This is a genomic window from Cellulosimicrobium sp. RS, from assembly GCF_046159675.1.
Classification (GTDB): domain Bacteria; phylum Actinomycetota; class Actinomycetes; order Actinomycetales; family Cellulomonadaceae; genus Cellulosimicrobium; species Cellulosimicrobium funkei.
This window is the reverse complement of the sequence record NZ_JBJXVU010000011.1, coordinates 22,573-46,813: the sequence shown is the minus strand read 5'-3', so window position 1 is coordinate 46,813 and position 24,241 is coordinate 22,573. Positions and strand designations below refer to the sequence as shown.

At 70.6% G+C, this 24,241-nt stretch carries 19 protein-coding genes; 5 read left to right on the top strand and 14 right to left on the bottom strand.

Going from position 1 to position 24,241, the window contains the following annotated elements:
- The first annotated feature begins 1 nt into the window (after window position 1).
- From ACI769_RS16340 to wecB, 3 genes are read left to right on the top strand one after another with little or no spacing between them, the layout of a single operon-like run.
- Window positions 2-928 carry an ABC transporter permease gene (locus tag ACI769_RS16340; RefSeq protein ID WP_409141980.1) on the top strand — a complete coding sequence of 309 codons (927 nt, stop codon included), beginning with the start codon at window positions 2-4 and terminating at the stop codon, window positions 926-928.
- A complete protein-coding gene (locus ACI769_RS16335) occupies window positions 915-1,850 on the top strand; it encodes an ABC transporter ATP-binding protein (RefSeq protein WP_051876538.1) in 936 nt (311 codons plus the stop codon). The genes ACI769_RS16340 and ACI769_RS16335 overlap by 14 nt, the downstream gene beginning before the upstream one ends.
- Before the next feature lie 11 nt (window positions 1,851-1,861).
- A complete protein-coding gene (gene wecB / locus ACI769_RS16330) occupies window positions 1,862-2,977 on the top strand; it encodes a non-hydrolyzing UDP-N-acetylglucosamine 2-epimerase (protein WP_409141979.1) in 1,116 nt (371 codons plus the stop codon).
- Between the two features lie 551 nt (window positions 2,978-3,528).
- Here the strand turns inward: wecB and ACI769_RS16325 are convergent.
- The 10 genes from ACI769_RS16325 to ACI769_RS16280 form a co-directional block, all read right to left on the bottom strand.
- Entirely contained in the window at window positions 3,529-4,857 is a 1,329-nt protein-coding gene (locus ACI769_RS16325; protein WP_409141978.1) for a hypothetical protein, read from the bottom strand.
- Entirely contained in the window at window positions 4,857-5,579 is a 723-nt protein-coding gene (locus ACI769_RS16320; protein ID WP_409141977.1) for a hypothetical protein, read from the bottom strand. Before ACI769_RS16320 ends, ACI769_RS16325 begins: the two co-directional genes overlap by 1 nt.
- The gene (locus ACI769_RS16315) at window positions 5,576-6,514 is read right to left on the bottom strand and encodes a glycosyltransferase family 4 protein (protein WP_409141976.1); all 939 of its coding nucleotides are present in this window, start codon (window positions 6,512-6,514) and stop codon (window positions 5,576-5,578) included. The genes ACI769_RS16320 and ACI769_RS16315 overlap by 4 nt, the downstream gene beginning before the upstream one ends.
- A gap of 44 nt (window positions 6,515-6,558) precedes the next feature.
- Window positions 6,559-8,256, bottom strand: a complete 1,698-nt coding sequence (locus ACI769_RS16310; RefSeq protein ID WP_409141975.1) for a hypothetical protein — start codon at window positions 8,254-8,256, stop codon at window positions 6,559-6,561.
- A 149-nt stretch (window positions 8,257-8,405) separates the two neighbouring features.
- On the bottom strand, window positions 8,406-9,656 hold the full coding sequence (gene wecC / locus ACI769_RS16305) for a UDP-N-acetyl-D-mannosamine dehydrogenase (RefSeq protein WP_409141974.1): 1,251 nt from the start codon (window positions 9,654-9,656) through the stop codon (window positions 8,406-8,408).
- An 8-nt stretch (window positions 9,657-9,664) separates the two neighbouring features.
- A complete protein-coding gene (locus ACI769_RS16300; protein ID WP_409141973.1) occupies window positions 9,665-11,572 on the bottom strand; it encodes a glycosyltransferase in 1,908 nt (635 codons plus the stop codon).
- A 101-nt stretch (window positions 11,573-11,673) separates the two neighbouring features.
- Window positions 11,674-13,023 (bottom strand): mannose-6-phosphate isomerase, class I, encoded by a 1,350-nt coding sequence (manA, locus tag ACI769_RS16295; RefSeq protein WP_409141972.1) that lies wholly within the window; start codon window positions 13,021-13,023, stop codon window positions 11,674-11,676.
- A gap of 9 nt (window positions 13,024-13,032) precedes the next feature.
- Window positions 13,033-14,508, bottom strand: coding sequence for an NCS2 family permease (locus ACI769_RS16290; RefSeq protein WP_137281497.1), 1,476 nt, complete (start codon window positions 14,506-14,508; stop codon window positions 13,033-13,035).
- An 84-nt stretch (window positions 14,509-14,592) separates the two neighbouring features.
- Window positions 14,593-15,324 carry a hypothetical protein gene (locus ACI769_RS16285; RefSeq protein ID WP_409141971.1) on the bottom strand — a complete coding sequence of 244 codons (732 nt, stop codon included), beginning with the start codon at window positions 15,322-15,324 and terminating at the stop codon, window positions 14,593-14,595.
- 40 nt (window positions 15,325-15,364) lie between these two features.
- Window positions 15,365-16,879 (bottom strand): sugar transferase, encoded by a 1,515-nt coding sequence (locus ACI769_RS16280; protein ID WP_051028379.1) that lies wholly within the window; start codon window positions 16,877-16,879, stop codon window positions 15,365-15,367.
- A gap of 447 nt (window positions 16,880-17,326) precedes the next feature.
- On the opposite strand from ACI769_RS16280, the gene ACI769_RS16275 reads away from it, so the two are divergent.
- Complete coding sequence (locus ACI769_RS16275) at window positions 17,327-17,590, top strand: DUF2530 domain-containing protein (protein WP_051028378.1); 264 nt, start codon at window positions 17,327-17,329, stop codon at window positions 17,588-17,590.
- Here the strand turns inward: ACI769_RS16275 and ACI769_RS16270 are convergent.
- The 4 genes from ACI769_RS16270 to ACI769_RS16255 all read right to left on the bottom strand — a co-directional run bounded on the left by ACI769_RS16270 (window position 17,566) and on the right by ACI769_RS16255 (window position 23,014).
- On the bottom strand, window positions 17,566-20,733 hold the full coding sequence (locus ACI769_RS16270; protein WP_409141970.1) for a sacsin N-terminal ATP-binding-like domain-containing protein: 3,168 nt from the start codon (window positions 20,731-20,733) through the stop codon (window positions 17,566-17,568). The two genes, ACI769_RS16275 and ACI769_RS16270, sit on opposite strands and share 25 nt — an antisense overlap.
- Window positions 20,730-21,767, bottom strand: coding sequence for a DUF3027 domain-containing protein (locus ACI769_RS16265; RefSeq protein ID WP_409141969.1), 1,038 nt, complete (start codon window positions 21,765-21,767; stop codon window positions 20,730-20,732). Before ACI769_RS16265 ends, ACI769_RS16270 begins: the two co-directional genes overlap by 4 nt.
- A gap of 2 nt (window positions 21,768-21,769) precedes the next feature.
- Window positions 21,770-22,153 carry a cold-shock protein gene (locus ACI769_RS16260; protein WP_034651071.1) on the bottom strand — a complete coding sequence of 128 codons (384 nt, stop codon included), beginning with the start codon at window positions 22,151-22,153 and terminating at the stop codon, window positions 21,770-21,772.
- Window positions 22,154-22,285: 132 nt separating this feature from the next.
- Window positions 22,286-23,014, bottom strand: a complete 729-nt coding sequence (locus tag ACI769_RS16255) for a TetR/AcrR family transcriptional regulator (protein WP_409141968.1) — start codon at window positions 23,012-23,014, stop codon at window positions 22,286-22,288.
- Between the two features lie 119 nt (window positions 23,015-23,133).
- Here ACI769_RS16255 and ACI769_RS16250 point away from each other — a divergent pair, with 119 nt between their 5' ends.
- Window positions 23,134-24,072: an NAD-dependent epimerase/dehydratase family protein gene (locus ACI769_RS16250; RefSeq protein WP_409141967.1), complete on the top strand. Its 939-nt coding sequence runs from the start codon at window positions 23,134-23,136 to the stop codon at window positions 24,070-24,072.
- The last annotated feature ends 169 nt before the right edge of the window (window positions 24,073-24,241 follow it).

The window sequence follows — 24,241 nt, the reverse complement described above, 5'->3', positions numbered from 1 at the left end:
GATGACCGGAGAGACGAGCACCACCGAGAGCAGGTCCCCTCGCGGGGACCTGTACTCGATGCTGTTCGCGGGCCCGCCGTCGACGACGGAGGTCGTCTCCGCGGGTCGGCTCACCCGCGTCGGGGCGCGCCCGCCGCTCGGGGTGTACCTCGGGCAGCTGTGGAACCGTCGGCACTTCCTGTGGGCCGAGGCCCGCGCGAAGGTGACGAGCGGGACGCGCGAGAACCTGCTCGGCACCGTGTGGCTCGTGCTCAAGCCCGTGCTCGACGGCCTGACCTACTTCCTCATCTTCGGCCTGCTGCTGAAGTCGTCGCGCGGCATCGACAACTTCATCGGCTACCTCATCATCGGGGTGTTCCTCTTCTCGTTCACGACGAAGGCCGTGACGGGCGGGGCGAACTCCATCAGGAACGGCCGCAACCTCATCCGGGCGTTCTCCTTCCCCCGCGCCTCTCTGCCCATCTCGGTGATCCTGCGCGGGATGCTCGACATGATCCCGGTGCTCGGTGCCATGGTGGTGCTGCTCGCCGTCATGCCCCCCGCCGAGGTGTTCACCTGGCGCGTCGTGCTCGTGCCCGGCGTCCTCGCGCTCCAGGTGCTGTTCACCACCGGCCTGGCACTGCTGCTCGCGCGGTGCGTCGCCGTCGTGCCCGACCTCAACCAGCTCATCAGCTTCGGCATGCGGCTGTGGCTCTACGGCTCCGCGGTGTTCTTCTCCTACGACCAGTTCATCGACCACCCGACGGCGCTCGCCCTCATGGAGGCGAACCCGATGTTCATGGTGCTGAGCATGGTCCGCGACTGCCTGCTCTACGGCGTGACGCCGGCGCTGTCGTCGTGGCTCGGGCTGGGCGCCTGGGCCGTCGGGACGCTCGTCGTGGGGTTCCTCTTCTTCTACCACGGGGAGGAGTCCTATGGCCGAGCTTGACCCCTTCGCGTCCGCCACCGTCGCGGTCCAGGACGTGCACGTGCGCTACCGCGTCCCGTCGACGGACGCGGCCGAGCGTCGGCGCTCGAACCGGCTCGTCCGGGCCGCCAAGACCGTGCTCGGCCAGCAGCCCATGGTGCTCGTGCGGGCGCTCTCCGGGATCTCCTTCGTCGCGCGCTCGGGCGAGCAGATCGGCCTCGTCGGCCAGAACGGCTCCGGCAAGAGCACGCTCCTGCGGATCATCGCCGGGCTCGAGCGGCCCGCGCGCGGGCGTGTGCTCGCCGAGAGCACGCCCGTCCTCATCGGGGTCAACGCCGCCCTCGTGCCCGACCTCTCGGGCGAGCAGAACGTCCGGCTCGGCTGCCTCGCCATGGGGCTCACCCCCGAGCAGACGGAGAAGGCGATCCCCGACGTCGTCGAGCTCGCCGGCCTCGGCAAGTCGATCTACCTCCCGATGAAGACGTACTCGTCCGGCATGGGAGCACGGCTGCGGTTCGCCATCGCGACCGCCGCGAACCCGCACATCATGCTCATCGACGAGGCCCTCGCCACCGGCGACGCCGCGTTCAAGGAGCGCAGCGAGGCCCGCATGAACCGGCTGCGGGAGAACGCCGGCACGGTGTTCCTCGTGAGTCACGCAGCGCAGACCATCGAAGAGACGTGCACGCGCGCGATCTGGCTCAACTACGGCCGCCTCGTGCTCGACGGCCCGGCGGAGGACGTCGCGCTGCGCTACCGCAAGTGGGCCTGGGCGATCGCCAAGGAGAAGCCCGACGAGGCGAAGAAGATCATCGAGGACGCCCTCGCGGAGAAGACCGAGACGCACGTGCAGGTGGAGGAGTCCCCTGGACGCAGCTACCGCCCCCGGCACGTCCGGGGACACGGCCGGGACGCGGCCGCAGCAGAGAAGAGAGAAGCATGACCGCTCGCATCATGACCGTCTACGGCACCCGACCGGAGGCGATCAAGGTCGCTCCCGTCATCAAGGCGCTCGAGGAGAGCCCCGACTTCGAGTCGGTGACCGTCGTGACCGGCCAGCACCGCGAGATGCTCGACCAGGTGAACGAGCTCTTCGGCATCGTCCCCGACCACGACCTCGACATCATGAGCCACGGGCAGACGCTGGCGCAGATCTTCGCGCGGGTGATCGAGGGCCTCGACCCGATCCTCGCGAAGGAGAAGCCCACCGCCGTCATCGTCCAGGGCGACACCTCCACCTCGACGGCCGCCGCGCTCGCCGCGTTCTACCGGCAGATCCCCGTGGTGCACCTGGAGGCAGGCCTGCGCTCCGGGAACATCCAGTCCCCGTTCCCGGAGGAGGCGAACCGGAAGATCACGACCCAGATCGCCGCCCTCCACCTCGCTCCCACCGAGACCAGCCGGGCGAACCTCCTCGCCGAGGGGGTCGACGACTCGACGATCGTCGTCACCGGCAACACCGTCATCGATGCGCTGCTCACCACGGTCGGCAAGGAGATCCCCTTCACCGACCCGCGCCTCGAAGACCTCGCCGCGTCAGGGCGGCGCATCCTCCTCGTGACCACCCACCGCCGCGAGAACTGGGGCGGCGCGATGGAAGGCGTAGGGCGAGCGCTAGCACGGATCGCACGGTCGTTCCCCGACGTGGAGATCGTCCTCCCGGCGCACCGCAACCCCGTCGTGCGGGAGGCCGTCCTCCCCCAGCTCGACGGCATCGAGAACGTCACCGTGACCGAGCCGCTGCCCTACGGCGAGTTCGCGCGCCTGATGTCGCTCAGCACCGTCATGCTCTCCGACTCCGGCGGCGTCCAGGAAGAGGCGCCGAGTCTCGGCAAGCCGGTTCTCGTCATGCGCGAAAACACCGAACGACCTGAGGCCGTAGCGGCGGGCACCGTTCGACTCGTCGGGACGGACGAAACGCGCGTGGTTGAAGAGGTAACCGAGATGTTCACCCATAACTCTTCATATCGGAAGATGGCTGCGGTCGACAATCCCTATGGCGATGGCAATGCCGCAACGGTATCAATCACGGCAATCGCGGCCGCGCTCAACTCGAAGCACCTCGCTTAGAGAGTCGACGCGGATCAAGATTGAACCGAAAAGCGCCTCCCGTCGTTCGGTCAGACCCCCGGTGCAAGGTTTAGCGAAGAAGAGCCGCGGCTGCCGCCCCGATGCGCCCCAACGGCCAGCCGCCAGAACACTGATCCCAGCCATCCGGCATAAAAAGACACCACGAAAGTCGTCCAAGCTGGCGCTGAGGTGAATCAGCACCGGCGATACCGATAACATGTAGCTTCGCGCAGATGAAGCCCACCAGGCCGCGAGAAACCCTGGGAATACAGGCCGCTCAAAGCCAACGTCCGTAAAACGAACGCGCGCTGAAGACAGCCGAGCGCGGGCGTACCACACAACTCAGCAAGACAACCTACGCCGCAAAAAACGATATTCTACAGTGAAGCAAAGGCAAAAACGCTCTGCCCCAAGCGCGCCTGCACTTATGCTCGAAATTCTCAGCAGACGAGGAGCCCTATGAGCGCCCGCCACGACCCCGATGGCGCAGCGCACACGAGGAAGAAAGGGCGACGCGGACGGCCTTACCGACGCCCTGGATCCGAGTGTGGCTACTCGTCCTCATAGAAGGCCGCGCGCACGTTCCTCACTACCACCCGACGCGCCTGGCCGCGCGGATTCCACGGTACAACCTCCAAAGCGCTTACGCGGGCAGCCTCGGGAATGCGAAGGCGCAACTTAATATCTCGGGATCCAGCGCGGGTGGCCAGATACGCGAATGGACTGTACGCGAATCCTGGCTTTACATGCACACCAACCGAATTCCATACGGTGTCGCCACCGGGGCCGCGGAACACCAATAGCGCATCCTGACCGCCAAGATCACCATCGCAATCGAGGGTTGCGGTGAACTCCAACGTTCCGTGCTCGAACCCAGAGAAGTCCATCCGTAGATCGCTATGGTTTAAGTCTACGGGGCCCTCTAGCTCATACGTACCTCCCTCGCGGCGCTGCGACGCAAGACGACGCAACTCAGCCCCCGACGTAACCCAATCAACGCTCCCCGACCAGTCATAGCTCGACCAATCTGCGCTCCGCACCAGCCGACCGAAGAAGGAAATGTAGAAGTCGGGAGTTGGCCCAACGTGGCCATCGCCCCAAGAACGCACCAGTACAGGAGTAGAAGCACTACGAGCTTCCACAAAGCGCGCAGCGTGAACATCGATGTGGTGTCGATCGGTACTATTTAGTAGCAGGATCGGAAAATTCGCGACGTCTAGCGAATACACTCGCCGCAGATCTTCGACAAAAGCTGCGCGCGCCAGCCCGGAGCGGGCGCGAAAGTCCTTCTTGGATATCCCCCAGCAACTTTCGTAGTAGCGCTCGATCGCCCAGTCCTCGTACTCGGGCAGAACCACCTGCGGAATACACGCAATCGCAACGCTTCCAGGAAATTCGTGCGACACTTGTAGCGCCGCGTATCCGCCACCAGATACCCCGAAGAATGCAAGCCGACGAGTCGAGGTACGGCAAAGGAGATGATCAATTGCGCGGGGCAGTATGGTCTGCGTAGGCAATCCAACGCCGCCGCCGTACCAAGCCAGCGAAAGTCCCATATCCAGATATAGCGTAGGATCGTGGACGAACAGCGCGTTAACCGGAATATCTTTAGAGAGTCGATCGATCACACCGGTTACGCTGAAGCCCGGGCGCTTCAAATCGCTCGGATAGCCCGCACCATTAAAAATGACCAGCGTCGTTTCCGCAGAATCATCGCGCCACAACAGGTCGAGAAAGACCTCGTCCTGAATGCGAATGGAATGAAGTCCTGACATGAACTCCGTACAACCGTAGAATTCGTCTAGGGACTCGTAGACGCGAGTGCGCCCCGCATACCTGCTGATATCACGTATGGGAATACGCTTCTCCTGCTGCTTCATCACTGGCTCACAGCTTTCCGCCGAACACCCAGTAGATCGACGCCGTCGGAAAAGAGCTCGTAGTGGGGTTCCAGAAATGTCACGAGCGCCTCGCCCTCCTCGGTATTCAGCAGCATCCACTCCATCAGCAGCATGCTAGGGCGAAACGACGACGGCATCGCGAATAGGATCTCCGCGTCCATTCCTTCGCAATCACTAACGTAGACGTTAGCACCTCTATCGAGTCCAGATTCGATTAGTGCGGATGCGCCTATCGAGTGGATGCGTCGCGTTCTCACATGACTCCGGATCCTGTCGAACGAATCGGCGGATACGAGTGCACCAGTGATCGCATTCCGCTCAGGCATCAAGCTAGAGATACCAAACGCCCATGCGGGCACTACCCCGGACGTAACTGCGGCGGGGTCGACAAAGTGTATGATGCGCTCGCCGCCCTCCGGCGTAACCGCGATGTTCAAGAACGTCGATCCAACTTTGTCACGGTAGTTCCGAACCAGCGCCTCAAAGTACTCGAGCATCGGTTCGATAAAGACGCCCTGTGCCCCCGAGTTTTGCTTCATGAAGCGGAAAACCGGATCGTGGCGGCGGCCATCACCAGCACCAATCTGGAGAAGTCTAACCCCGGCATGGACCATCAACCGAGAGAGTTCCTTACCGAAACGCTCGTGCAGATCCGCTGATGTGATCGGGTCAACTCCACGAGAAGATCGCATCGCGATCACACGCCCCTATTCTGGCCCGAGGGAAGGTCCAACTCGCTAATCGCTTGCACCAGCCCGCGAACGTCACCCACATCGACCAGCTTCTGCGGCGCTGCGGAGGGGCCGTGCTCGCTGAGTGCACCGACGTCGTACGAAACGGTCCGAAGTCCACTGCTCGTCGCCTCCAGAACTCCGTATCCGAAAGACTCCATGAGACTAGTGGACACAAAGCAACCGTCCGCACGTGCAACCTCGGCGTATAGGCGCGCAAGACGCACCGGCGATAGGTCCATCATGACACGAATGCGCTTCGTGAGCCCCAAGCTTGCCGCATAGCCCATAAAACGCGAGATCCGTTCTGGCGCATTCTCAAGGCTAAGCACCGTGAGGCCGATGTAGTCTTCTGGGAGAAGCGCGAGCGCGCGTAGAAAATCGTTCGGATTCTTGCCCTTGTCCAAGCGTCCGACCCAGAGGAGTGGCTTACGGCCCTCGAAGTTCAGGTGTGGCGTACGGCCAACGGCCAGCGGCTCAACTGCTGGAAGAAGATTCGGGCGAACACTGACACGCGAGGCAAAATTCGGAGCGATCGCCGCAACCATTTGTGCACTAAATCGGCTCGGGACTTGGATCGTCGTAATGCGATCGGAGTCAAGTCTCGCAAGTTCCCTGGTTACCACACTCTCATCAGAGGAGTGTACTTCATACGAAACAATATCCGGTCGCACGCCGGCCACTTGGTTCGCGAGCTCGGGCATAGATGTGATGCTGATTTCGCGGTATGGCTGCGTCGAAGCAAGATACTCCGCCAATGCATTGATCCTGCCCTTAGCCACGCGGTGAAGGACAATGTTTGGCGTTGCCGCAAGCGAGGCGCGCCCTCCCGCCTCGTTGTGAAAGAGAAAATCAAATGTTGTCGCCTTATCATTTGTCGCGCGTCCGCGCAGGACCGTCGACATGCCACCCGAACTGCAGTTCGGATAAACAAAGAGTGACCTCTGTCTCAATGGTCTGCCCCCATTAGTTCGGCCATCCTTCGGGCGCGCGTGGCCCAAGACATATCAGCGAGCGCGCGCTCAATCTTCGCTAGTTCCGCTGGTCGCATCGGTGCCTCACACGCCCGAGCAAGAGCCTTAGAGAATGCCTGAGGGCCCCGAACAACAGCAGTGCTGGGGCAGTCAGATACCGAACCCATGGGCACAGACACCGTCCGAAGTCCGAACGCTAGATACTCGTAGATCTTGTTCGGATCGACCGCCCAAGTCAGTGGACTCTGCTTGAACGGGATGATACCGACGCGCCACCTTCTAGCAATTTCGGCGCATTCCTCGTGGTCACGAGGCCCAAGAAATGCCACGTTATCCGGTAGGGCGACAGCATCGGGCATGCCGTGCCCGATAATCTCGAAGCGGATTTCGGGCAGGTCATTTGCGACCGCGGTCAGTAGGTTCCAATCGAACCATGACGGTGTTAGGTGCCCGATGTACCCAACGGTAGGTGGCGTTGAGGCGCGCTCGGCCCAGGCAGCCTCCGTCCGAAGATGGGCGGACTCTTCGATGGTGCGGATTGCGACACCATTGGGGACCACGTAGACATCATCTGCATTCCCTCGCAGATTTGTCATTTTCTCCGCCAGGCGCGGGCTTACATTTACTATGAGATCAGACTCCCGGGCGACCCGCATTTCGAGTATTGGGTCGTACCACTTTGAGTATCCGACGCGGTTGAACTCCTCCATCTCGTCCCGTACCTCATAGACAGTGCGCAGTCCACTCATCTTTGCATAGTCAATCGCGGTGGCCGCTTGGATATCGGGGAACGAACTGCATATGAAGATCGCCCGGGAACAGAGACTCTCATCGGCGGTCACGAGTTCCATGACTTCCATCAGATGTGCTCGTTCAAGCTGGAGGATGCTCTCCGAGTAGTGAGATGCGGCGGGGTCCACCGAACCGAAGGGAAAGAACACCACTGTCCAGCCGAGCGCGGCGTACTCGCGCGCCAGCCGATTGGGGCGCAGCCCTAGCGTGGGGTGATCCATGTTCGGCGCCGTGCTGTAAATGATAACGATGGGGCTTCTGCTGTCCCGAGACTCGAGCCAACTCTCGAGCGTAGGTTCGCTATCGGGACGGGCGATTGGCGCACTGTCGTTCGCGACAAAAGACACTACGCGTGTATCGGCTTGCTTCTTCCACTGCACGCCCTTGACCTTGAGATGCGCTGCGTCGTGCGGGAAGGTTAGGGATAGGGTTGTCTCACTAGTTCCCGCATCGTCAAGATACGCATACATACCAAGCTTTGGATGCACCGGATGCTGCACCACTGGAATGGCAATCGAGCCGTCATCCCGAACGAACTCAAACGTTAGGAGTGCGCCACGCTCGCACTGCTCGCCATAGTTTGCAGCGCGCATCGTCAGTTGAAGTTGACCCGAGTCGGTCCTCGGGATCCGGGCTTCGAACGTTCCGATCGGGGTTCCAGGGCGCTTGGTGAATGGATCGCGGTTCGTGGAGTCCTCATCCCGATGCGTTGCCAGTAACTGAGGACCGACCGGTGTCGTCGCCGATTTTGATGATTGCTTGCCCGCATCGCTAGGTCTTCCGGAATCCGCCAGTGTTCGGATCCGCAACTCCATCCGCGCGGCACGTCGGTCGCGTGAGTTTAGATCGTCGAAGAGTATCGCCACGAGCAGCAAGCTCATGGTCCCAATCGCCCAGACTGCGCCTGGAGCGGCGGAAGCCGCGCCAGCGAAAGCCGTCGCAGTGAGGATGATCAGGGTGCTAAGAAGCAGCGCGACACGGCGCCCGCGACTGAGTGTCTTCAGTCTCGTGACAGGCCCACCTCGTGCCTTCACCGCCAGACTCCCTTGGTGTCAATAACGATCTTCTCCCGCAAACGGAGGGGTTTGCGATCCGCCTGCTTGAAGTCGGTGTGGTCGACGAGAACCAGGACGATGTCGGCCTCGCTGACGGCACCGCTGAGGTTTCTGAGCTCCACGTTGGTCCGATCAGCGAGAAGCGTGGGAAGCTGGTCGATGTGCGGTTCGACCGCGAGGATGGTCGCCTCCTCAATCTCCTTCGCCAGGCGCGCGGCGATGTTGAGGGCAGGCGACTCGCGGAGGTCGTCGATGTCCGGCTTGAAGGCCAGGCCGAGCACCGCGATGCGCGGCGCCTTGAACCGGTCGGCGTGCGCCTTGACCCGGGAGATCACGTACTCGGGCTTGGCGTCGTTGACCTCGCGCGCCGTCCGGATGAGCTGTGCTCGCTCGGGCGCCGCGTCGACGATGAACCACGGGTCGACCGCGATGCAGTGGCCGCCCACGCCCGGGCCGGGCTGAAGGATGTTGACGCGCGGGTGGTGGTTGGCGAGGCGGATCAGCTCCCACACGTCGATGCCGAGGTCGGCGGAGATGAGGGAGAGCTCGTTGGCGAACGCGATGTTGACGTCGCGGTACGAGTTCTCCACGAGCTTCGCCATCTCGGCGGTGACCGCGTCGGTGAGCAGGATCTCGCCCTGGCAGAAGACCTGGTAGAGCTCCTTGGCCCGCTCGGCGGCGTCTGCCGTCAGACCACCGACGATGCGGTCGTTCGTGACGAGCTCGATCATGACCCGGCCCGGGAGCACGCGCTCGGGGCAGTGCGCCACGTGGATGCGCGCGCGTCCCTCGGACCCGTCGAGCGACAGGTCGGGGCGCGCCGCGAGGATCCGCTCCGCCATCTGCTGCGTCGCCTGGGGCGGGGACGTCGACTCGAGGATCACGAGGGCCTCGGCGGACAGGTGCGGCGCGATCGCCTCGGCCGCGGCCTGGATGTAGGAGAGGTCCGGCTTGTGCCCGTCGGTGAACGGGGTCGGCACGGCGACGATGAAGGCGTCGGCCGGCTCGGGCTTCGTCGTCGCACGCAGCGTGCCCTGGGTGACGGCGCCGGCGACGTAGGTCGCGAGGTCGGGCTCCACGAAGGGCACGTCGCCACGGTTCACCGCCTCGACGGTGCGCTCGTTGATGTCGACCCCGATGACCTCCACGCCGTTCGACGCGAGGATCGCTGCGGTCGGTAGCCCGATGTAGCCGAGCCCGACGACGCACACGCTGGTGCTGCTCATGTTTCCCCTTAGATCAGGGCGTGCTGGTCGGCACGCCCGTAGAACTGGACCTCACCGCTCGCGAGCAGCTCGGCGTCGGACACGTCCCACGTGTGCGCCGCTCCCGCGCGCACCTGGACGAAGTTGAAGCGGTCGGCGGAGAAGACCCGCGCCCCGGCGTCGACCGCCGACCGGAGGAACCCGGTGTCCTCGCCCCGGGCGACGGACTCGAAGGGCACCCGCTCGGCGAGACCGCGGGTCGCGACGATCGTCGGGCCCATGACGAAGTCCGTGTACCGGTGCTCCCGCTCGGCGAAGCGCAGCAGCGTCGCGTCGAGCGACGCCACGTACAGATAGTGGGCCTGCTTGCCCACCACGTCGGCGTCGGAGTAAGCCAGGGCGTCGAGCTGGTCGGACAGGTAGTGCTCGCCGTACAGGTCGTCGTCGTCCATCTTCGCGACGACGTCGCCGTCCGACGCCGCGACGAGGCGGTTGAGGCACTCCCCCAGCGGCACGTCCTCACCTGCCGTGAGGAGGACGAGGTCCTCGACCCCGGCCTCCTTGGCGCGCAGCCGCACGTCCGCCTCGTCCACGGCGAACCCGTGCGTGAGGAGCGCGAGCTGCACGTCCACGTCGCGCTGCGCGCCGACGGTCCGCAGCACGTGGTCGAGCTGGCCCGGGCGGTTGGTCGAGACCAGCGCAGACACGCTCGGGCGGGCGACCGTCCCCGAGTCGGCCAGCCCGACGTCGTGCAGCACGCGCTGGACCCGCGCCCCGTACGTGTGCTCGCGCCAGATCCGCCGCTGCCCCCGGTGCGTGGCGCGGTCGCGCAGCTCGCGCGAGCGGACGAGCGCACGGATCGTGTGCGCCGCCTCGGCGCGCTCCCCGACGACGAACACCTCGTCGGGCGGGAAGAACTCGCGGACGGCCGCGCTCGGCGTCGTCACCACGGGCGTCCCGCACGCCGTGATCTCGAAGACGCGGCGCGCGCACATGCTCGGCGAGTCGACGACCGAGTTCACGTTGAGGAACACCTTGTACTCGCGGTACGCGGTGAGCATCCGGTCGTAGTCGAGCGACCCGACGACGCGCGACCCGAACGGCTGCGGGAACTGGTACCGCTCGTCCCCGCCCTGGAACCGGGAGAAGATCTCGAGACCGTTCTTCATGCGCGGCGAGACGTCGACGGCTGCGCCCAGCAGCAGGTCCATCTGCGCCCGACGCTCCGGGTACTTGTGCGCGAAGTACATGCCGCCGAACGCGACGTCGCCGGACGGCCCGTCTCCGTGCGCGCGCACCGGGTTGTGGATGGCGGGCTGCGCCCCGAACGCGAGGACGCCCACGCGGTCGTGGCCCAGCCGCTCGCGGTACGCGTCGACCCGCCCGACGTCGGTCGTGTACACGTGGTCGAACAGCGCCGCCGCGTCGAGGAAGTCCTCGAAGTGCGCGGGGTCCTCCTTGTTCCAGAAGACCGTGGGCACGCCGAGCTCGCGGCACGCGGCGACGAGCTCGACGAACGCGGGGCGGGGGGCCGAGGTCCCCGTGAGGTGGTACTGCCAGGCGCCCCCGTTCCCGTTCCACGCGGACTCGACGAACAGCAGGTCCAGCCCGGGGCGGCCGTCGCGGTCGCGGTCGAGCTCGTCGCGCCACGACGTCGGGGTGAGGGCGACCTGGTCCCACTCGAACCCGAAGGCGAGCCGGGAGAAGTCGTCGAGGATCACCCCGACCCGCAGGGTCGGGCGGGCGGTCGCGCGCTGCGAGACCGTCCAGGGCTCGAAGGTCACCCCGTGGTCGGAGCGGATCGCGCCCGAGGAGCCGCCGAGCCGCGGCAGGCCACGACGGCGGAGATACGTACGGAACTGGGACAAACCACCCCGGCGGAGGTGCCAGAGGGCTCTGCGTGCGTCATCGAGGCGAGAGCCCCCCCGTGCGTCCATGCCACCATCTCGTCCGGCGTCAACCGGAGCTCACGTCGCGCCCCGGCCGCGCACATGGTACCGCTGTGCCGGTACCCCGGGAACACCGGTCCGGGCGCCGGTCACGGCACGAAGGCGACGACGACCTCGCCCTCGCCACGCATGACGACCGCGCCCGTACGGTGCGGGACGAACACGGACTCCCCCCGGACGAGCCGCGTCCCGGCCCCGGCGTCCGCGCGGTCGGCCGCGAGCGTCACCGCGCCGTCGAGGCACAGCACGACGCGCGGACCGGCGGCGGGCAGCGGCACCGCGCCCGCGACCCGGCCGGCCCGGAGCGCGAACTCCGCGACGGGCGGGCGGTAGGCGACGAGGCCGGTGCCGTCGTCGACGAGCCGCGGTCGCGCGGCCGGACCGGGCGTGCACGTGGCGCACTCGAGCAGGGCGTCGACGTCGACGAGCTTGCTCGTCAGCCCGGCCCGCAGCACGTTGTCGGAGCTCGCCATGATCTCGACGGCGCACCCGGACAGGTACGCGTGCACGTGCCCCGACGGGACGAACATCGACTCCCCGGGCTCCAGGGTGACGCGGTTGAGCATGAGGGACACGACGGCGCCCGGGTCGCCCGGGTGCTGCTCCGCGAGCGCGAGGACGGTCGCGTCGGCACGGCGCGACGTGCGCCGGCCCCCCGGCGCGGGCACCGCCGGCTCGCGCTCGGCCCGGGCACGGACGGACGCGACGGTCATCGCGAGGTCGGCCGCGACGTCGGGCTCCGCGCGGGCGTGGAGCGCGAGGGTGAACGCCTCGCGGACGCCCGCCTCGGTGGGGCGGGCGCGCAGGGTGTCGCGCATCCGTCCGGCGAGCGCGCCGTCGAGCCCGTCGAGCAGCTCGAGGATGCGCGCGGGCCGGCGGAACCCGGAGAGGCCCTCGAAGCGGGAGACCGCCACGACCATCTCGGGCTTGTGCTGGTCGTCGTGGAAGCTGCGCAGCGGCGAGTCGCGTGCGACGCCCTCCCGGTTCTCGCGGTTGAAACCGGCGCGCGCGAGGTGCGGGCGCGGGTGGACCTGCAGCGAGAGCGCGCGGTCGGCGGCGAGCACCTTGAGGAGGTACGGCAGGCGGGGCCCGTACTGGTCGAGGACGCGCTGGCCCAGCACCCCCACCGGGTCCGCGCGCACCAGGTCCGCGAGCGTCGTGCCCGACGCCGTCTCCGCGCCCGGGTGCGACGTCCCGCCCGGGCGGGCGCCGCCGTCGGGCACGACGCGCGACGGCGCGAGCGGGTGCGCCCCCATCCACAGCTCGGCCGCCGGACGACCGTCCGGTACCACCCCCAGGAGGTCCTGGATCGCCGACGTCGAGCCCCAGTCGTACCGCTGGACGGTGTTCTCCAGCCGGTAGAACGCGGACGGACGAGCGCCGGGGAGGGCGTCGTCCACCGACGCCTCCCCCGACCGCTCGTCCGCCGCGCTCGTCATGGGCCGAGCCTAGAGGCCCAGGGCGTCCCGGATGGGGCCGAGGAGGAAGTACACGACGAACATCGCCGCCGCGACCCACATCAGCGGGTGGATCGCCCGGACCTTGCCGAGCGCGAGCTTGATGAGCACGAAGGCGAGGAAGCCCGCCCCGATGCCGTCCGCGATCGAGTACGTGAACGGCATGACGATGATCGTGAGGAACGCGGGGATGCCGATCTCGACGTTCTTCCAGGAGATGCCGGCGATCTGCGTCATCATGAGGAACCCGACGAAGACGAGCGCGGGCGCCGCGGCCTCGTACGGGACGAGGGCGACGAGCGGCGACAGGAACGTCGCGAGCAGGAACGCGATCCCCGTGACGACCGACGCGAGGCCCGTGCGGGCGCCCTCGCCGGCACCCGTCGTCGACTCGACGAAGCTCGTGTTCGACGACACGGACCCGGCACCACCGGCCGCCGCGGCGATCGAGTCGACGACGAGGATCGCGCGCGAGCGCGGCGGAACGCCCTCGGCGTCGTTGAGGCGCGCCTCGGCGCCGACGGCGACCATCGTGCCCATCGAGTCGAAGAAGTCGGCGAGCAGGAGCGAGAACACCAGCAGGATCACGGTGACGGTCGCGATGTTCTGGAACGAGCCCAGGAGCGAGAACTGGCCGAGGAGGCCGAAGTCCGGGACCTGCACGACGCCGTCGAACGTGGGCGCGTTGAGGTTGAAGCCGTCCGGGTTCGAGCCGTCGGGGGCCTTCGCGCCGATGTGGAGCGTGTTCTCCAGCACGACGGCGAGCACCGTCGCCGTGAGGATCGCGACGAGCAGCGCGCCCTTGACCTTGCGCACCCACAGCACGATCGTCAGCACGAGGCCCACGACGAACACGAGGATCGGCCACGTGCCGAGGTTGCCGAGCGCGAGGAGCGTGCCGCTGCCCGCGGTGACGAAGCCCGCGTTGACGAGGCCGATGAGCGCGATGAACAGACCGATGCCGACGCTGATGGCGGTCTTCAGCTCGAGCGGCACGGCCCGGAAGACGGCCTCGCGGAACCCGGTGAGCACGAGCACGAGGATGATGAGGCCCTCGATGACGACGAGGCCCATCGCGTCCGCCCACGTGACCCCGGGCAGCGACGCGATCGAGTACGCGACCACGGCGTTGAGGCCGAGCCCGGCCGCGAGCCCGAGCGGGAAGTTCGCGAAGACGCCCATGGCGAGCGTCATGACGCCCGCGACGAGCGCGGTGGCCGCAGCGATCTTGCCGAAGTCCGGCTCGGCGCCCCCGCCGAGGAACTGGCCCGTGCCGTCCTGGACGGTCCCGATGATCAGCGGGTTCAGCACGATGATGTAGGCCATCGCGAAGAACGTCACGAGACCGCCGCGGATCTCGGTGCCGATCGTCGAGCCGCGCTCGGTGATCTTGAAGAAGCGGTCGATCGCGCCGCGCGCAGGCACGGGGGCGTGCTCGTCCTCACGGACGGAGGTGGGGGTGGACATGGGGAGAATGCTGCCAGAACCGTGTGACCGCGCGGTAACGCGCCGGACACGGTCGGGCATCGCCCGCCGGGTCGTCCGTGCACGTCAGGCCGCGCCGACGGCGTCGAGCGCCGTCCGGGGTGTGCTCGACGCCACGTCGGTCCGCCCGGGCGTCGCGGCGACGTCGTGCGCGCGGGGCGCCCCGTGACCGTGCCCGAGGGACTCGGCCGTCGCGAGGTCGGTGACGCTGCGGGGCGCGCCCGAGGCGAGCTGGACCGCGTGGAGCACGTCGAGGATCGCGTTCGCCCGCTCCCCGGCGGGGCCCGCGGGGACGCCGTGCACGACCCGGGCGGGGTGCAGGAGGTCGACGACGGCGTGGCCCGGCCGGTGCTCGTCGGGCACCCAGGCGACCGTGGCCGGGACGCCGTCCGCGGCGAGGCACGCGGCGAGCAGCTCGGCGGTGCCCGCCGGGACGCGGGCCCGGCCGACGACGAGGTCGCCGGGGCCGAGGTGCGGGGCGAGGCCGTCGAGCGCGTCCCGCAGCGTCGCGACGCGCGCCGCACCGCCGGCGTCGGGCGTGGCCCCGGCGCCGACGCAGAGCAGGTGCACGCGCGCACCGGCGACGGCCGTGCGGTCGGTCGTCGGGCGCAGGCGCCCGCTCACGAGGCCGAGCGCGAGGAGCCGGGGCAGCCGTGGCTCAGCGGTCCTCGGCCCGGAGCGGAGCGCGGCGAGCGCGCGCGGGTCCGGGTCGAGGAGCACGACCTCGTGCCCGGCGGCGGCGAGGCAGGCCGCGTGCAGGACGCCGCGGCGACCGCCTCCCGAGACCGAGACCCGCACGACGCACCTCCTCCTGCCCGCCCCGACGTCCCGGCGGGCCTCAGTAGGCCCCGGAGCCGGAGAACACCGCGCGCGCCGTGCGCGCGAGGATGAGGAAGTCGCCGAACATCGTCCAGTTCTCCACGTAGTACACGTCGAGGCGGACGCTCTCCTCCCACGACAGGTCCGACCGGCCGCCGACCTGCCACAGACCCGTGAGGCCGGGCTTGACCAGGAGCCGACGGCGGACCTTCTTCTCGTACTTCTGCACCTCGCGCGGCAGCGGGGGCCGCGGGCCGACGAGGCTCATGTCACCGCGCAGGACGTTGAAGAGCTGCGGCAGCTCGTCGAGCGAGTAGCGGCGCAGCACCCGGCCGACGGGCGTCACGCGCGGGTCGTCGCGCATCTTGAACAGGAGGCCGGAGCCGTCGTTCTGCTCCTCGAGGTGCTCGACCTCGCGGTCGGCGCCCACGCGCATCGAGCGGAACTTGTACATCGAGAACGTGCGGCCGTTGCGCCCGACGCGCTCCTGGCGGAAGAGGACGGGCCCGCGGCTCGTGAGCCGGACGGCGAGGGCGACCGCGACGAGCACGGGCAGGGCGGCGAGCGTGATGAGCGCCGCGCCCGTCCAGTCCACGACCGACTTCACGGCGAACTTGGGCCCCGTGAAGCGGGGCGCGTCCACGTGCAGGAGCGCGACGCTCTCGGCAGGCGTGATGGTGATGCGGGGGCCCGCGACGTCGGCGAGCTCCGCCGTGAGCATGAGGTCGACGCCGAACGGCTCGAGCTCCCAGCCCAGGCGGCGCACGACCTCGGCCGTGATGGCGTCCGAGCCGGAGACCGCGACGACGTCCGCGCCCACCCGGGTCGCGACCTCGCCCGCGTGCCGGAGCTCGCCGAGCACCGGGACGCCGTGGATCTCCTCGCCCGCCCCGAACCCGCCCGACGGAACGCACACGCCGACGACGCGGTAGCCCGACTCGTCGCGGGAGTTGAGGTCGCGGATGAGGCGCTCGGCCTGGTCACGGTGCCCGATCGCGAGCACCGCGGACCGCATGCCGCCGTGGGCGCGCTGCCGGTGGAGCCACTGGCGCCACGCGTACCGGCCGGCGAGCAGCCCGCCGAGGCCGAGGGGGAACGCGAACGCGAGGTAGCCCCGGGTCTCCGGGAAGCGGAGCAGGAAGGCGAGGACGGCGAGCACCGCGAAGAGGCGCCACGACGCGTCGAACACGCGGTGGTACTCGGTGGGCCCGCTGCCCATGACGCGGGGGTCGCGCGTCCGGCTGGCCACGAGGGACACGGACCAGGCGACGCCCACGAGCACGGACAGGACGACGTAGGGCACGCGGGCCCGGCTCACGGGCTCGTCGATCACGGCGTCCCAGCGCAGGAAGTAGGCGACCAGCACGGCCACGACGATCACCACCGTGTCGGTGACGAGCAGCCGGCGGCGGTAGGCGACCTCCCAGCCCTGCGCGGCGAACGCGGCCCGGGCGGCGCGGATGCGCGCCGCGGGCGACGCGGTGAGAAGAGTGCGCAGACCTCGTCTCGTGTCGTCGGTGACGCTGTGGGACATGCGTCCACCTCCGGTCGGCTCCACACCCTGCATGGCGACTCATCCTAGGTTCGAGAATGTGCGATAACGAGGGTTGACGAGGGCTTTCACCCGGGTGAGAAGGCGTTCCGGACGACGGCTGTCCGGAAGGTCCTGAGCCGCAGGATCCTGCGGTTGGCGCACCGCTCGCAGGCCTCGGAGGAATTCACTGGACAGGTGTCCAGGTTCGACGTTCCCCCGCACGCGACGCAGCGTGCGGAGAAGTCACGGAGGAGTGCCCGCCCGGATTCCGGAACGGTTCGAGCTGGACGGGCGACCACGAGCGGGAGAGCGTGGTGGGCCGCTTGCATCGTAGCGCGCGGTTGCGGGTGCTCCGGACGTGTGCTCACACGAGAGGGGAAGAGACGCAGGTCACGCCTGTGACGCGCCGTGGGGGTGAAAAGACCGGCGCGTCGCTACGATGCTCGGGTGCCCTCGGTCGTGACCCTCCTCCTCCACCCCGAACGCCGGCGCCCCGACCCGGCGCCCTGGCGGGTCGACCTGCGCGTCGTCATCCTCGCCGGCATGGCGCTCTGGACGGTCGCGCTCGTCGTGTGCGCCGTCCTGCTCGCCACCGGGACGCTCGCGCCCCGCGCGGTCGCGACGTGCGCCGTCGGGCTCGCGCTCGGCGCCCTCGGGCTCGGCTGGGAGCGGCGGAACCGGACGCGCTACCGCGCGTCCGCCGACGACTGAGGGTCGTCCCAGGCCGTCCGCGCCACCGCGCCCTGCGCCCCGTGCGGGTCGCGGAGCACCTCCTCGAGCACGTGCCGCGCGCCGTAGCGCCCCGCGACGACGGCGAGCGCCGCCGCGAGCCCCGCCGGACCGCTCGCGTGCACGACGACGTCCGCTCCCCCACGACCCTCGACCCACCACGGGACCACGACCCCGTCGACACGGAGGTCGTCGTGCCGTTCCCAGGTGCGCGGCACGGGCTCGCCGATGACGGTCCCCGCCTCGGTCGGGACGTCCTCGCGGTGCCCCGGGTCGTCCGGCGCGGGCGTGGGGCCCGTGACCGTCGCGACGTCGAGCAGGTCCGCGACCTCCTCGACCAGGCCCCGTCCGGCGGGCACGAGCGGTCGCAGCGGCGCCCACATCGGGTCCGGGGCCACCGCGACGTCGTCGGCCGCCGCGACGACGACCGTCCCGCCGTGCAGCGCGGGCACCCGCGCGGGGGCCGGGTCGAGCCGCACGCCGCTCTCCGCCAGCGCCTCCAGGGCGCGCCACAGGGACAGCGCGGCCGCGGCGTCGACCGGTGACCCGACGGGCGGCAGCCCGTCCAGCAGATCGGCCCACTCCTCCGGGTCGAGCTCGGCGAGGTCGTGCACGCCCCCGACGGCGGCGAGCGCCGCGTCGTCGAGCCCCGCCACCTCCGGCGGCGCCGGACGCAGGAACGCGGCGGCGGGGCCGCCGTCGAGCGCGAACGGCCCGCCCAGCTCCTCGCGCAGCCACCACGCCGTGTACGACCGGGCCGACGCCGCACGCCCGCCCTCCGCGCGCACAGGCGTGAGCATCGCCTCCCGCGCCGCGGGGTCGCCCGCGAGCCGGACGAGCACGTCGGGCCACGCGCCGTCGGCCACCGCGTCCAGGTCCGCGACGGCGAGCACGTCCCCCACGTACGCCTCGGGGCCGAGCGTCGTCGTGAGGTGCTCGAGGTACCCGGTCCAGTCGGAGAGCCAGCCCTCCGGCGCGTGCGGGTCCAGGTCGGGCTCGTCGTCGTCCGGCGCGGGTGTGAGCACGTCGCGCACCCGCAGCACGGTCGGTCCCGCCGCCGCGCCCACCGCGCGCAGCGTCGGCTCGCCCCAGCGGGCGACGATCCCCGGGTCGACGACGTCGAGCCCGTCGAGCACGTCCGCCGCCCAGGTGCCCGGCAGGGCGCAGCCGCGCGCGGGCGACCAGCCGCCGTCCGTCGTCGGGACCGGGAGCTCGCCCCACCAGAACGGCAGCACGTCGCCCGCCGGGTCCCGGACGTCGCGGAGCGCGGCGGCGACCAGCGCGAGCAGCCGCTCGACCTCCGCCGCGGGGTCGTCGCCCGCGTCCGCGGCGTCGGCAGCGGCGAGCACGCGCTCACGCACCGCGCCGTCGGCGAGCACCGCGCGCAGGTCCGTCGCGCGGGCGCCCAGCCGTTCGAGCAGCGGGTGCGCGGCCCGCGGGTCGACGACGCGCAGACCGAGGTCGACGGCATCCCGGGGGTCGAGCGCCCCGCCGTCCGTGCCGTCGTCCGTACCGTCGCCGATCAGCAGGAGGCCGCGGGCCCCGCGCACGACCTGACCGCCGAGGAGCGGGACCGGGAGCGCGCCCAGCGCCTCGAGCACCGACCGGTCCCCCGCGTGCGGCGCGAGCGCGTCGTACAGCGCCCGCCAGCGCTCGGGGTCGGCGACGAGCGGGAGGTCGTCCACGACATCGGCCAGATCCACGACCTGCGCCCCGAGCGACCGCGCGACCGCGCGCAGCGGGCCCGGCACGTCGACGAGGTGCGCCGCCCCGAGCTCGACACGCACGCGCGCATCGCCCACGTCCCCGGCGAGGACGCGCGCCTCGGCGGGCGCGAGGAGCCGCCGCTCGGCCCGCTGCGGCGCACCGTGCTCGTCGTGCTCGTCGTGTTCCCCGAGGATCCGCGGGTCTTCCCAGGTCTCGGCGAGCGCGAGACCGGGCTGGTCGGGCGGCAGGTCGAGCGGGAGGAGCGGCGTGCGGGCCAGGGCCGCCGTCGCCGCCGTGCGGACCGCCTCGTCGACCGCGCTCGCCGGCAGCCCGGTCGGGACGAGCGCGAGCACGTCGGCGCCGCGGTCGGCCGCGAGCGAGCCGAGGAGCGCCGCGAACGCACGACCCGCCTCGTGCGCGACGTGGTCCGTCACGGGACCGCGCGGGACGTGCCGGCGCGCGGGGTCGAGCGGGAACGTCGCCAGGAGCAGGGCCGGGAAGGTGAGCCGCTCGTCCGTCGGGGTGGGGGCGTGCAGCACGGTCGGTGCCACCGCGTCGTGGGGCAGCGCCCAGGTCACCGACCAGCGGCCCGCGCCGCGCTCCTCGACGGGACGGTCCGCGAGGAGCGCGGGGTCGAGCGTCCCCTCGCGCCGCAGCACCGTCCAGCGCTCGTCGACGTCCGCGACCCGGCGCTCCGCGACGCCGTCGCCCGCCACGACGACCTCCGTGAGCGCGGGCAGGGCGAGCAGCAGCGGGTCGCCGACGTCCGCGAGCTCGGCCCGCACGGCGTCGAGCGCCGCGTCGTCGCGCAGCTCGACCTCGACCACGGTGTCGTACCCCGCCGGCACCTCGACGCGCGCCGGGAACGGGAGGCGCAGCACCGGGAGCCGGTCGCCGCGCCCCGCGACCTCGGCGGCGAGGTCCGGGCGGTCCGCCACGACGTCGTCGAGCGCGGCGCGCGTGCGGTCGAGCGAGAGCTCGACGGCGTGGTCTCCCGCGCCGACGCGCACGCGGTCCGCGACCGAGCGGACCGCCGCGAAGCCGACCCCGAACCGACCCACCGTGCGCGGGCCACCGGCTGCGCCCGCGCCCCGACCGGTAGCCGAGGCCCGCATCGCGACGAGCGACGCGACGCCCGCCGCGTCGAGCGGCTCGCCCGTGTTGGCCGCGCGCAGCACCCAGCGCCCGTCGGGGTCGGACGGCGCGTGCAGGCTCAGCCGGAGGCGACCGGGGACACCTGCGCGGACGGCGGCGTCGGCGGCGTTCTGCGCGAGCTCGACGACGACCCGCCCCCGGTACGACCCGTGGGCGTGGTCCTCCTCCGTGTTCGCGTCCTCGCGCAGGCGCGTCGGCGAGGACCGCCACGCCTCCAGGACCGCACGACGCAGCGCGGCCGTCCCGAAGACGTCCTGCGTCACTCCCGCGGCTCGTCCGGCGCGGCGTCGACGGCGGGGTCCGGCGCGGTCTCCGCGTCGTCCGGCTCGCCTGCCACGGCCGCGGGGGCCTCCGGCGCGGTGTCGGTCGGCGTCGGGACATCGGCCACCGGCGTCGGCTCGTCCTGCGCCGCCGGAACCGTCTCGTCCGGGGCGGTCTCGTCCGCGGCAGTGTCCGTCGGCGCGGCCCCGTCCCGGGCCGCCTCCTTCCGGGCGACCGCGGACTCGAGGAGCGTGACGATCTCGACGTGCAGCTCGTCGACGAGCGGGTCCGGGTCCGGCCACTCGCTGCGCTGCGGCTCGACGTCCGTCTCCGAGTGCGCGCCGCAGCCGTGGTCGAGGCTCACGACCTTGCCGTCGTCGGGCGACCACTCGTTCGCGCACACGCCGAAGACCTGGCCGAGGCTGCCCTGGAGCGGCACGAGGAAGCCGCACGACCCGCAGTCGGCCGCGGCGGCGACGGCGCCGCGCGTCGTCGGGCCGCGCGACCCGCGGTACCAGCGCTCCGCGGCCTCGTCGCGGCCCTGCGGCGACAGCACGCGGGCACGCGCGAGCGCGAGCTCCTCGATCGCGACGGCGTCCTGCTCCTCGTCGCCCGTGGGCACGTAGCCGGGCTCGAGGCGCGGGTCGTCGGCGCGGAAGGGCAGCACGTCGCCCGGGCCGACGTCGCCCGGGCGCAGGCGCTCGGACCACGGGAGCCACGACGGCGCGAGCAGCGCACCGTCACCGGGCAGGAGCTCGACCTCGCACACCGTGGCCGTCCGGCCGCGCGGCACGCGCGCGAGCGTCACGGTCCAGTGCCAGCCGCGGTAGCCGCGCATCGTGCACGCGAAGCGGTGGGAGATGAGCCGGTCCGCCTCGGCGACCGTGCCGAGGTGCTCGCCCACGTCCTCCGGGCTCTCGGCAACCTCCTGCGCCGCGGCGCGCGCGAGCTCGACCGCGCCCGTGAGCACGGCGTCCCGCGCCGCGCGCGCGGAGACTCCTCGGACGCGCTCCTCTGCGGCTGCCACGGCGGACATCGTCAGGCCTCGATCTCGTCCGCGACCGCGCGCAGGACCGCGGCGACCTTGGTGGCCTTGCCCTTCTCCGGGTAGCGGCCGCGGCGCAGGCCGTTGCCGATCCCGTCGAGCTCCTTGATGAGGTCCTCGACGATGACCGCCATCTCGTCCGCCGAGCGACGCTTCGCCTTGACGACCGAGGGCGCCGGGTCGAGGAACGTGACGGCGAGCGCCTGCGGGCCACGGCGCCCGTCGGCGACGCCGAAGTCGACGCGAGCGCCGGGCTTGGGCGCGGGGGCGTCCGCGGGCAGCGCGGAGGCGTGGAGGAAGACCTCGCCGCCGTCGTCGTTGGCGATGAAGCCGAACCCGCGTTCGGTGTCGAACCACTTGACCTTGCCGGTGGGCACGTGGACCTCGTTCGTGCTCGTAGGAACCAGAACCCCCAGGTTACCGGCCACGCGGCGGCAAAGCCGCATCCATACCGCGGGCGAGCCCAGGGCGAGCCCGGACGACCGGCCGCGTCCCCGCCGTCGTCCCGGTCAGCGCGGGGCCGACCGCGGGACCACCCCGGCGTCCGCCCCCACCCGCAGCGCGACGGCGTCGAACCAGTCGGCGTAGTCGGCGACCGTGCGGTGGAGGTGGCCGAACAGCTCGAACGACACCGTGCCGAACAGGGTCGTCCACGCCATGAGCGTGCGCACGACGGCCTCGGGCGGGACGTCGGGCGCTGTGAGCCCGCGGGCGCTCACGTACGCAACGGCGGGGGCCACGAGCGCGGCCGCGTCCCCGCCCGACGGCGGTGCGGGTGCCGGGCCCTCGCCGTCCGCCCAGGAGTCGGCGACGACCCGGACCAGGGTCCGCACGACGCGCGTCGCGGGCTCGACCGTGTCCTGCGGTGCCGCGTACCCCGGCACGGGGGTGCCGTAGAGCAGCCCGAACTCCCCGGGCCGCGCGACGCACCAGGTGCGCAGCGCGCGGCACGCGGCGAGCCAGCGGCCGGGCAGGTCGTCCCGCGCGACGGCGGCCTCCGCGGCCTCGACGGCGGCCCCGAGCTCGTCGTAGCACTCGACGAGGAGCGCGGTGAGCAGCGCGTCCCGGCTCGGGAAGTAGCGGTAGACGGCGGACGACACCATGCCGACGTCGCGCGCGACGGCCCGCAGCGAGAGCGCGGCGGGCCCGTCGGCCACGAGCCGCGCGCGGGCGGCGTCGAGGATCTCGCGCGTGAGGGTCTCGCGCGCCAGGGCGCGCGCCGTCCGAGGTGCCGTCATGCCGTCAGGGTCGCAGACGAGAGCGCCGCCCACCAACGAGAGCACTGCTCTTGTTTCTCGGCACGCCATGTGCCAGGCTGCTCCTGAAACGAGAGCACTGCTCTCGGAAAGGAGCCCTCATGTCCAGCACCTCGTCCTCCGACGACCGGCATGTCGTCGTCGGCGCCGGCCCCGTCGGTCGTCACGTCGCCGCCGAGCTCGCGGCCCGCGGGTCGCACGTCACCGTCGTCACCCGCAGCGGGCGTGACACCGGGCTCGCTGGCGTCACGCACCTCGCGCTCGACGCGTCCGACGCCGACGCGCTGACCCGCGCCGCGGACGGTGCCGCCGTGCTCTACAACTGCGCCAACCCCGGCGACTACACGCAGTGGGAGAAGGTCTGGCCGCCGCTCGCCGCCGCGCTGCTCACCACGGCGGAGCGGACGGGAGCGGTCTACGCGATCACGGGCAACCTCTACCCCTACGGGCCGGTCGACGGACCGATGACCGAGGACCTGCCGGACGCCGCGACCGACCACAAGGGCGTCCTGCGGGCCCGGCTGTGGGCCGACGCCCTCGCCGCGCACCGCGCCGGCCGTGCGCGGGTCGTCGAGGTGCGCAGCTCCGACTTCGTCGGGCCCGGCGTCGGCGCCAACGGCCACGTGTCGCGCGTCGTCCCTGCTGCGCTGCGCGGCCGGGCCGTGACGATGATCGGCCGCACCGACCTGCCGCACTCGTTCACCGACGTGCAGGACGCCGCGCGCACGCTCGTCGCGGCGGCCGCGGACCCGGGCGCGCTCGGCCGCACGTGGCACACCCCGAGCAACCCGCCGCGCACCCAGCGCGAGGCGCTGACCGACGTCCTCGCGAGCGTGGGGCACCCGCCGGTCCGGGTCCGCTCGCTGCGCGGCCCCGGGCTCGCCGTCGCCGGACTGTTCTCGCCGCTGCTGCGCGAGCTGCGCGACCTCGCCTACCAGTGGGAGCACCCCTACGTCCTCGACGACACCGCGCCCCGCGACCGCTTCGGCATCGAGCCCACGCCCTGGGACGAGGTCTGCCGTCGGACCGCCCGCGGCTGACCGGTCGCTGCCCTCCGGGCGCGCGAGTCGGCACGTCGTGCGCTGTTCGGCACCTGGGGTTGCCGAGGCCCCGCACGCGGTGCCGAACCGCGTCCGCATCGCCGAAGCGTCTGACCGTCGCGCACAGGCGCCGTCGACCGGGGACCGTCCACAGGACCGGTCCGGACGA

What these genes read in the sequence shown, in the direction of transcription:
- ACI769_RS16340 (WP_409141980.1), top strand. Translation starts at nt 2, where the DNA reads ATGACCGGAGAGACGAGCACCACCGAGAGCAGGTCCCCTCGCGGGGAC.
- ACI769_RS16335 (WP_051876538.1), top strand. Translation starts at nt 915, where the DNA reads ATGGCCGAGCTTGACCCCTTCGCGTCCGCCACCGTCGCGGTCCAGGAC.
- wecB (WP_409141979.1), top strand. Translation starts at nt 1,862, where the DNA reads ATGACCGTCTACGGCACCCGACCGGAGGCGATCAAGGTCGCTCCCGTC.
- ACI769_RS16325 (WP_409141978.1), bottom strand. Translation starts at nt 4,857, where the DNA reads ATGAAGCAGCAGGAGAAGCGTATTCCCATACGTGATATCAGCAGGTAT.
- ACI769_RS16315 (WP_409141976.1), bottom strand. Translation starts at nt 6,514, where the DNA reads ATGTCGACGGTCCTGCGCGGACGCGCGACAAATGATAAGGCGACAACA.
- ACI769_RS16310 (WP_409141975.1), bottom strand. Translation starts at nt 8,256, where the DNA reads ATGAGCTTGCTGCTCGTGGCGATACTCTTCGACGATCTAAACTCACGC.
- wecC (WP_409141974.1), bottom strand. Translation starts at nt 9,656, where the DNA reads ATGAGCAGCACCAGCGTGTGCGTCGTCGGGCTCGGCTACATCGGGCTA.
- ACI769_RS16300 (WP_409141973.1), bottom strand. Translation starts at nt 11,572, where the DNA reads ATGGACGCACGGGGGGGCTCTCGCCTCGATGACGCACGCAGAGCCCTC.
- manA (WP_409141972.1), bottom strand. Translation starts at nt 13,023, where the DNA reads ATGACGAGCGCGGCGGACGAGCGGTCGGGGGAGGCGTCGGTGGACGAC.
- ACI769_RS16290 (WP_137281497.1), bottom strand. Translation starts at nt 14,508, where the DNA reads ATGTCCACCCCCACCTCCGTCCGTGAGGACGAGCACGCCCCCGTGCCT.
- ACI769_RS16280 (WP_051028379.1), bottom strand. Translation starts at nt 16,879, where the DNA reads ATGTCCCACAGCGTCACCGACGACACGAGACGAGGTCTGCGCACTCTT.
- ACI769_RS16265 (WP_409141969.1), bottom strand. Translation starts at nt 21,767, where the DNA reads ATGTCCGCCGTGGCAGCCGCAGAGGAGCGCGTCCGAGGAGTCTCCGCG.
- ACI769_RS16255 (WP_409141968.1), bottom strand. Translation starts at nt 23,014, where the DNA reads ATGACGGCACCTCGGACGGCGCGCGCCCTGGCGCGCGAGACCCTCACG.
- ACI769_RS16250 (WP_409141967.1), top strand. Translation starts at nt 23,134, where the DNA reads ATGTCCAGCACCTCGTCCTCCGACGACCGGCATGTCGTCGTCGGCGCC.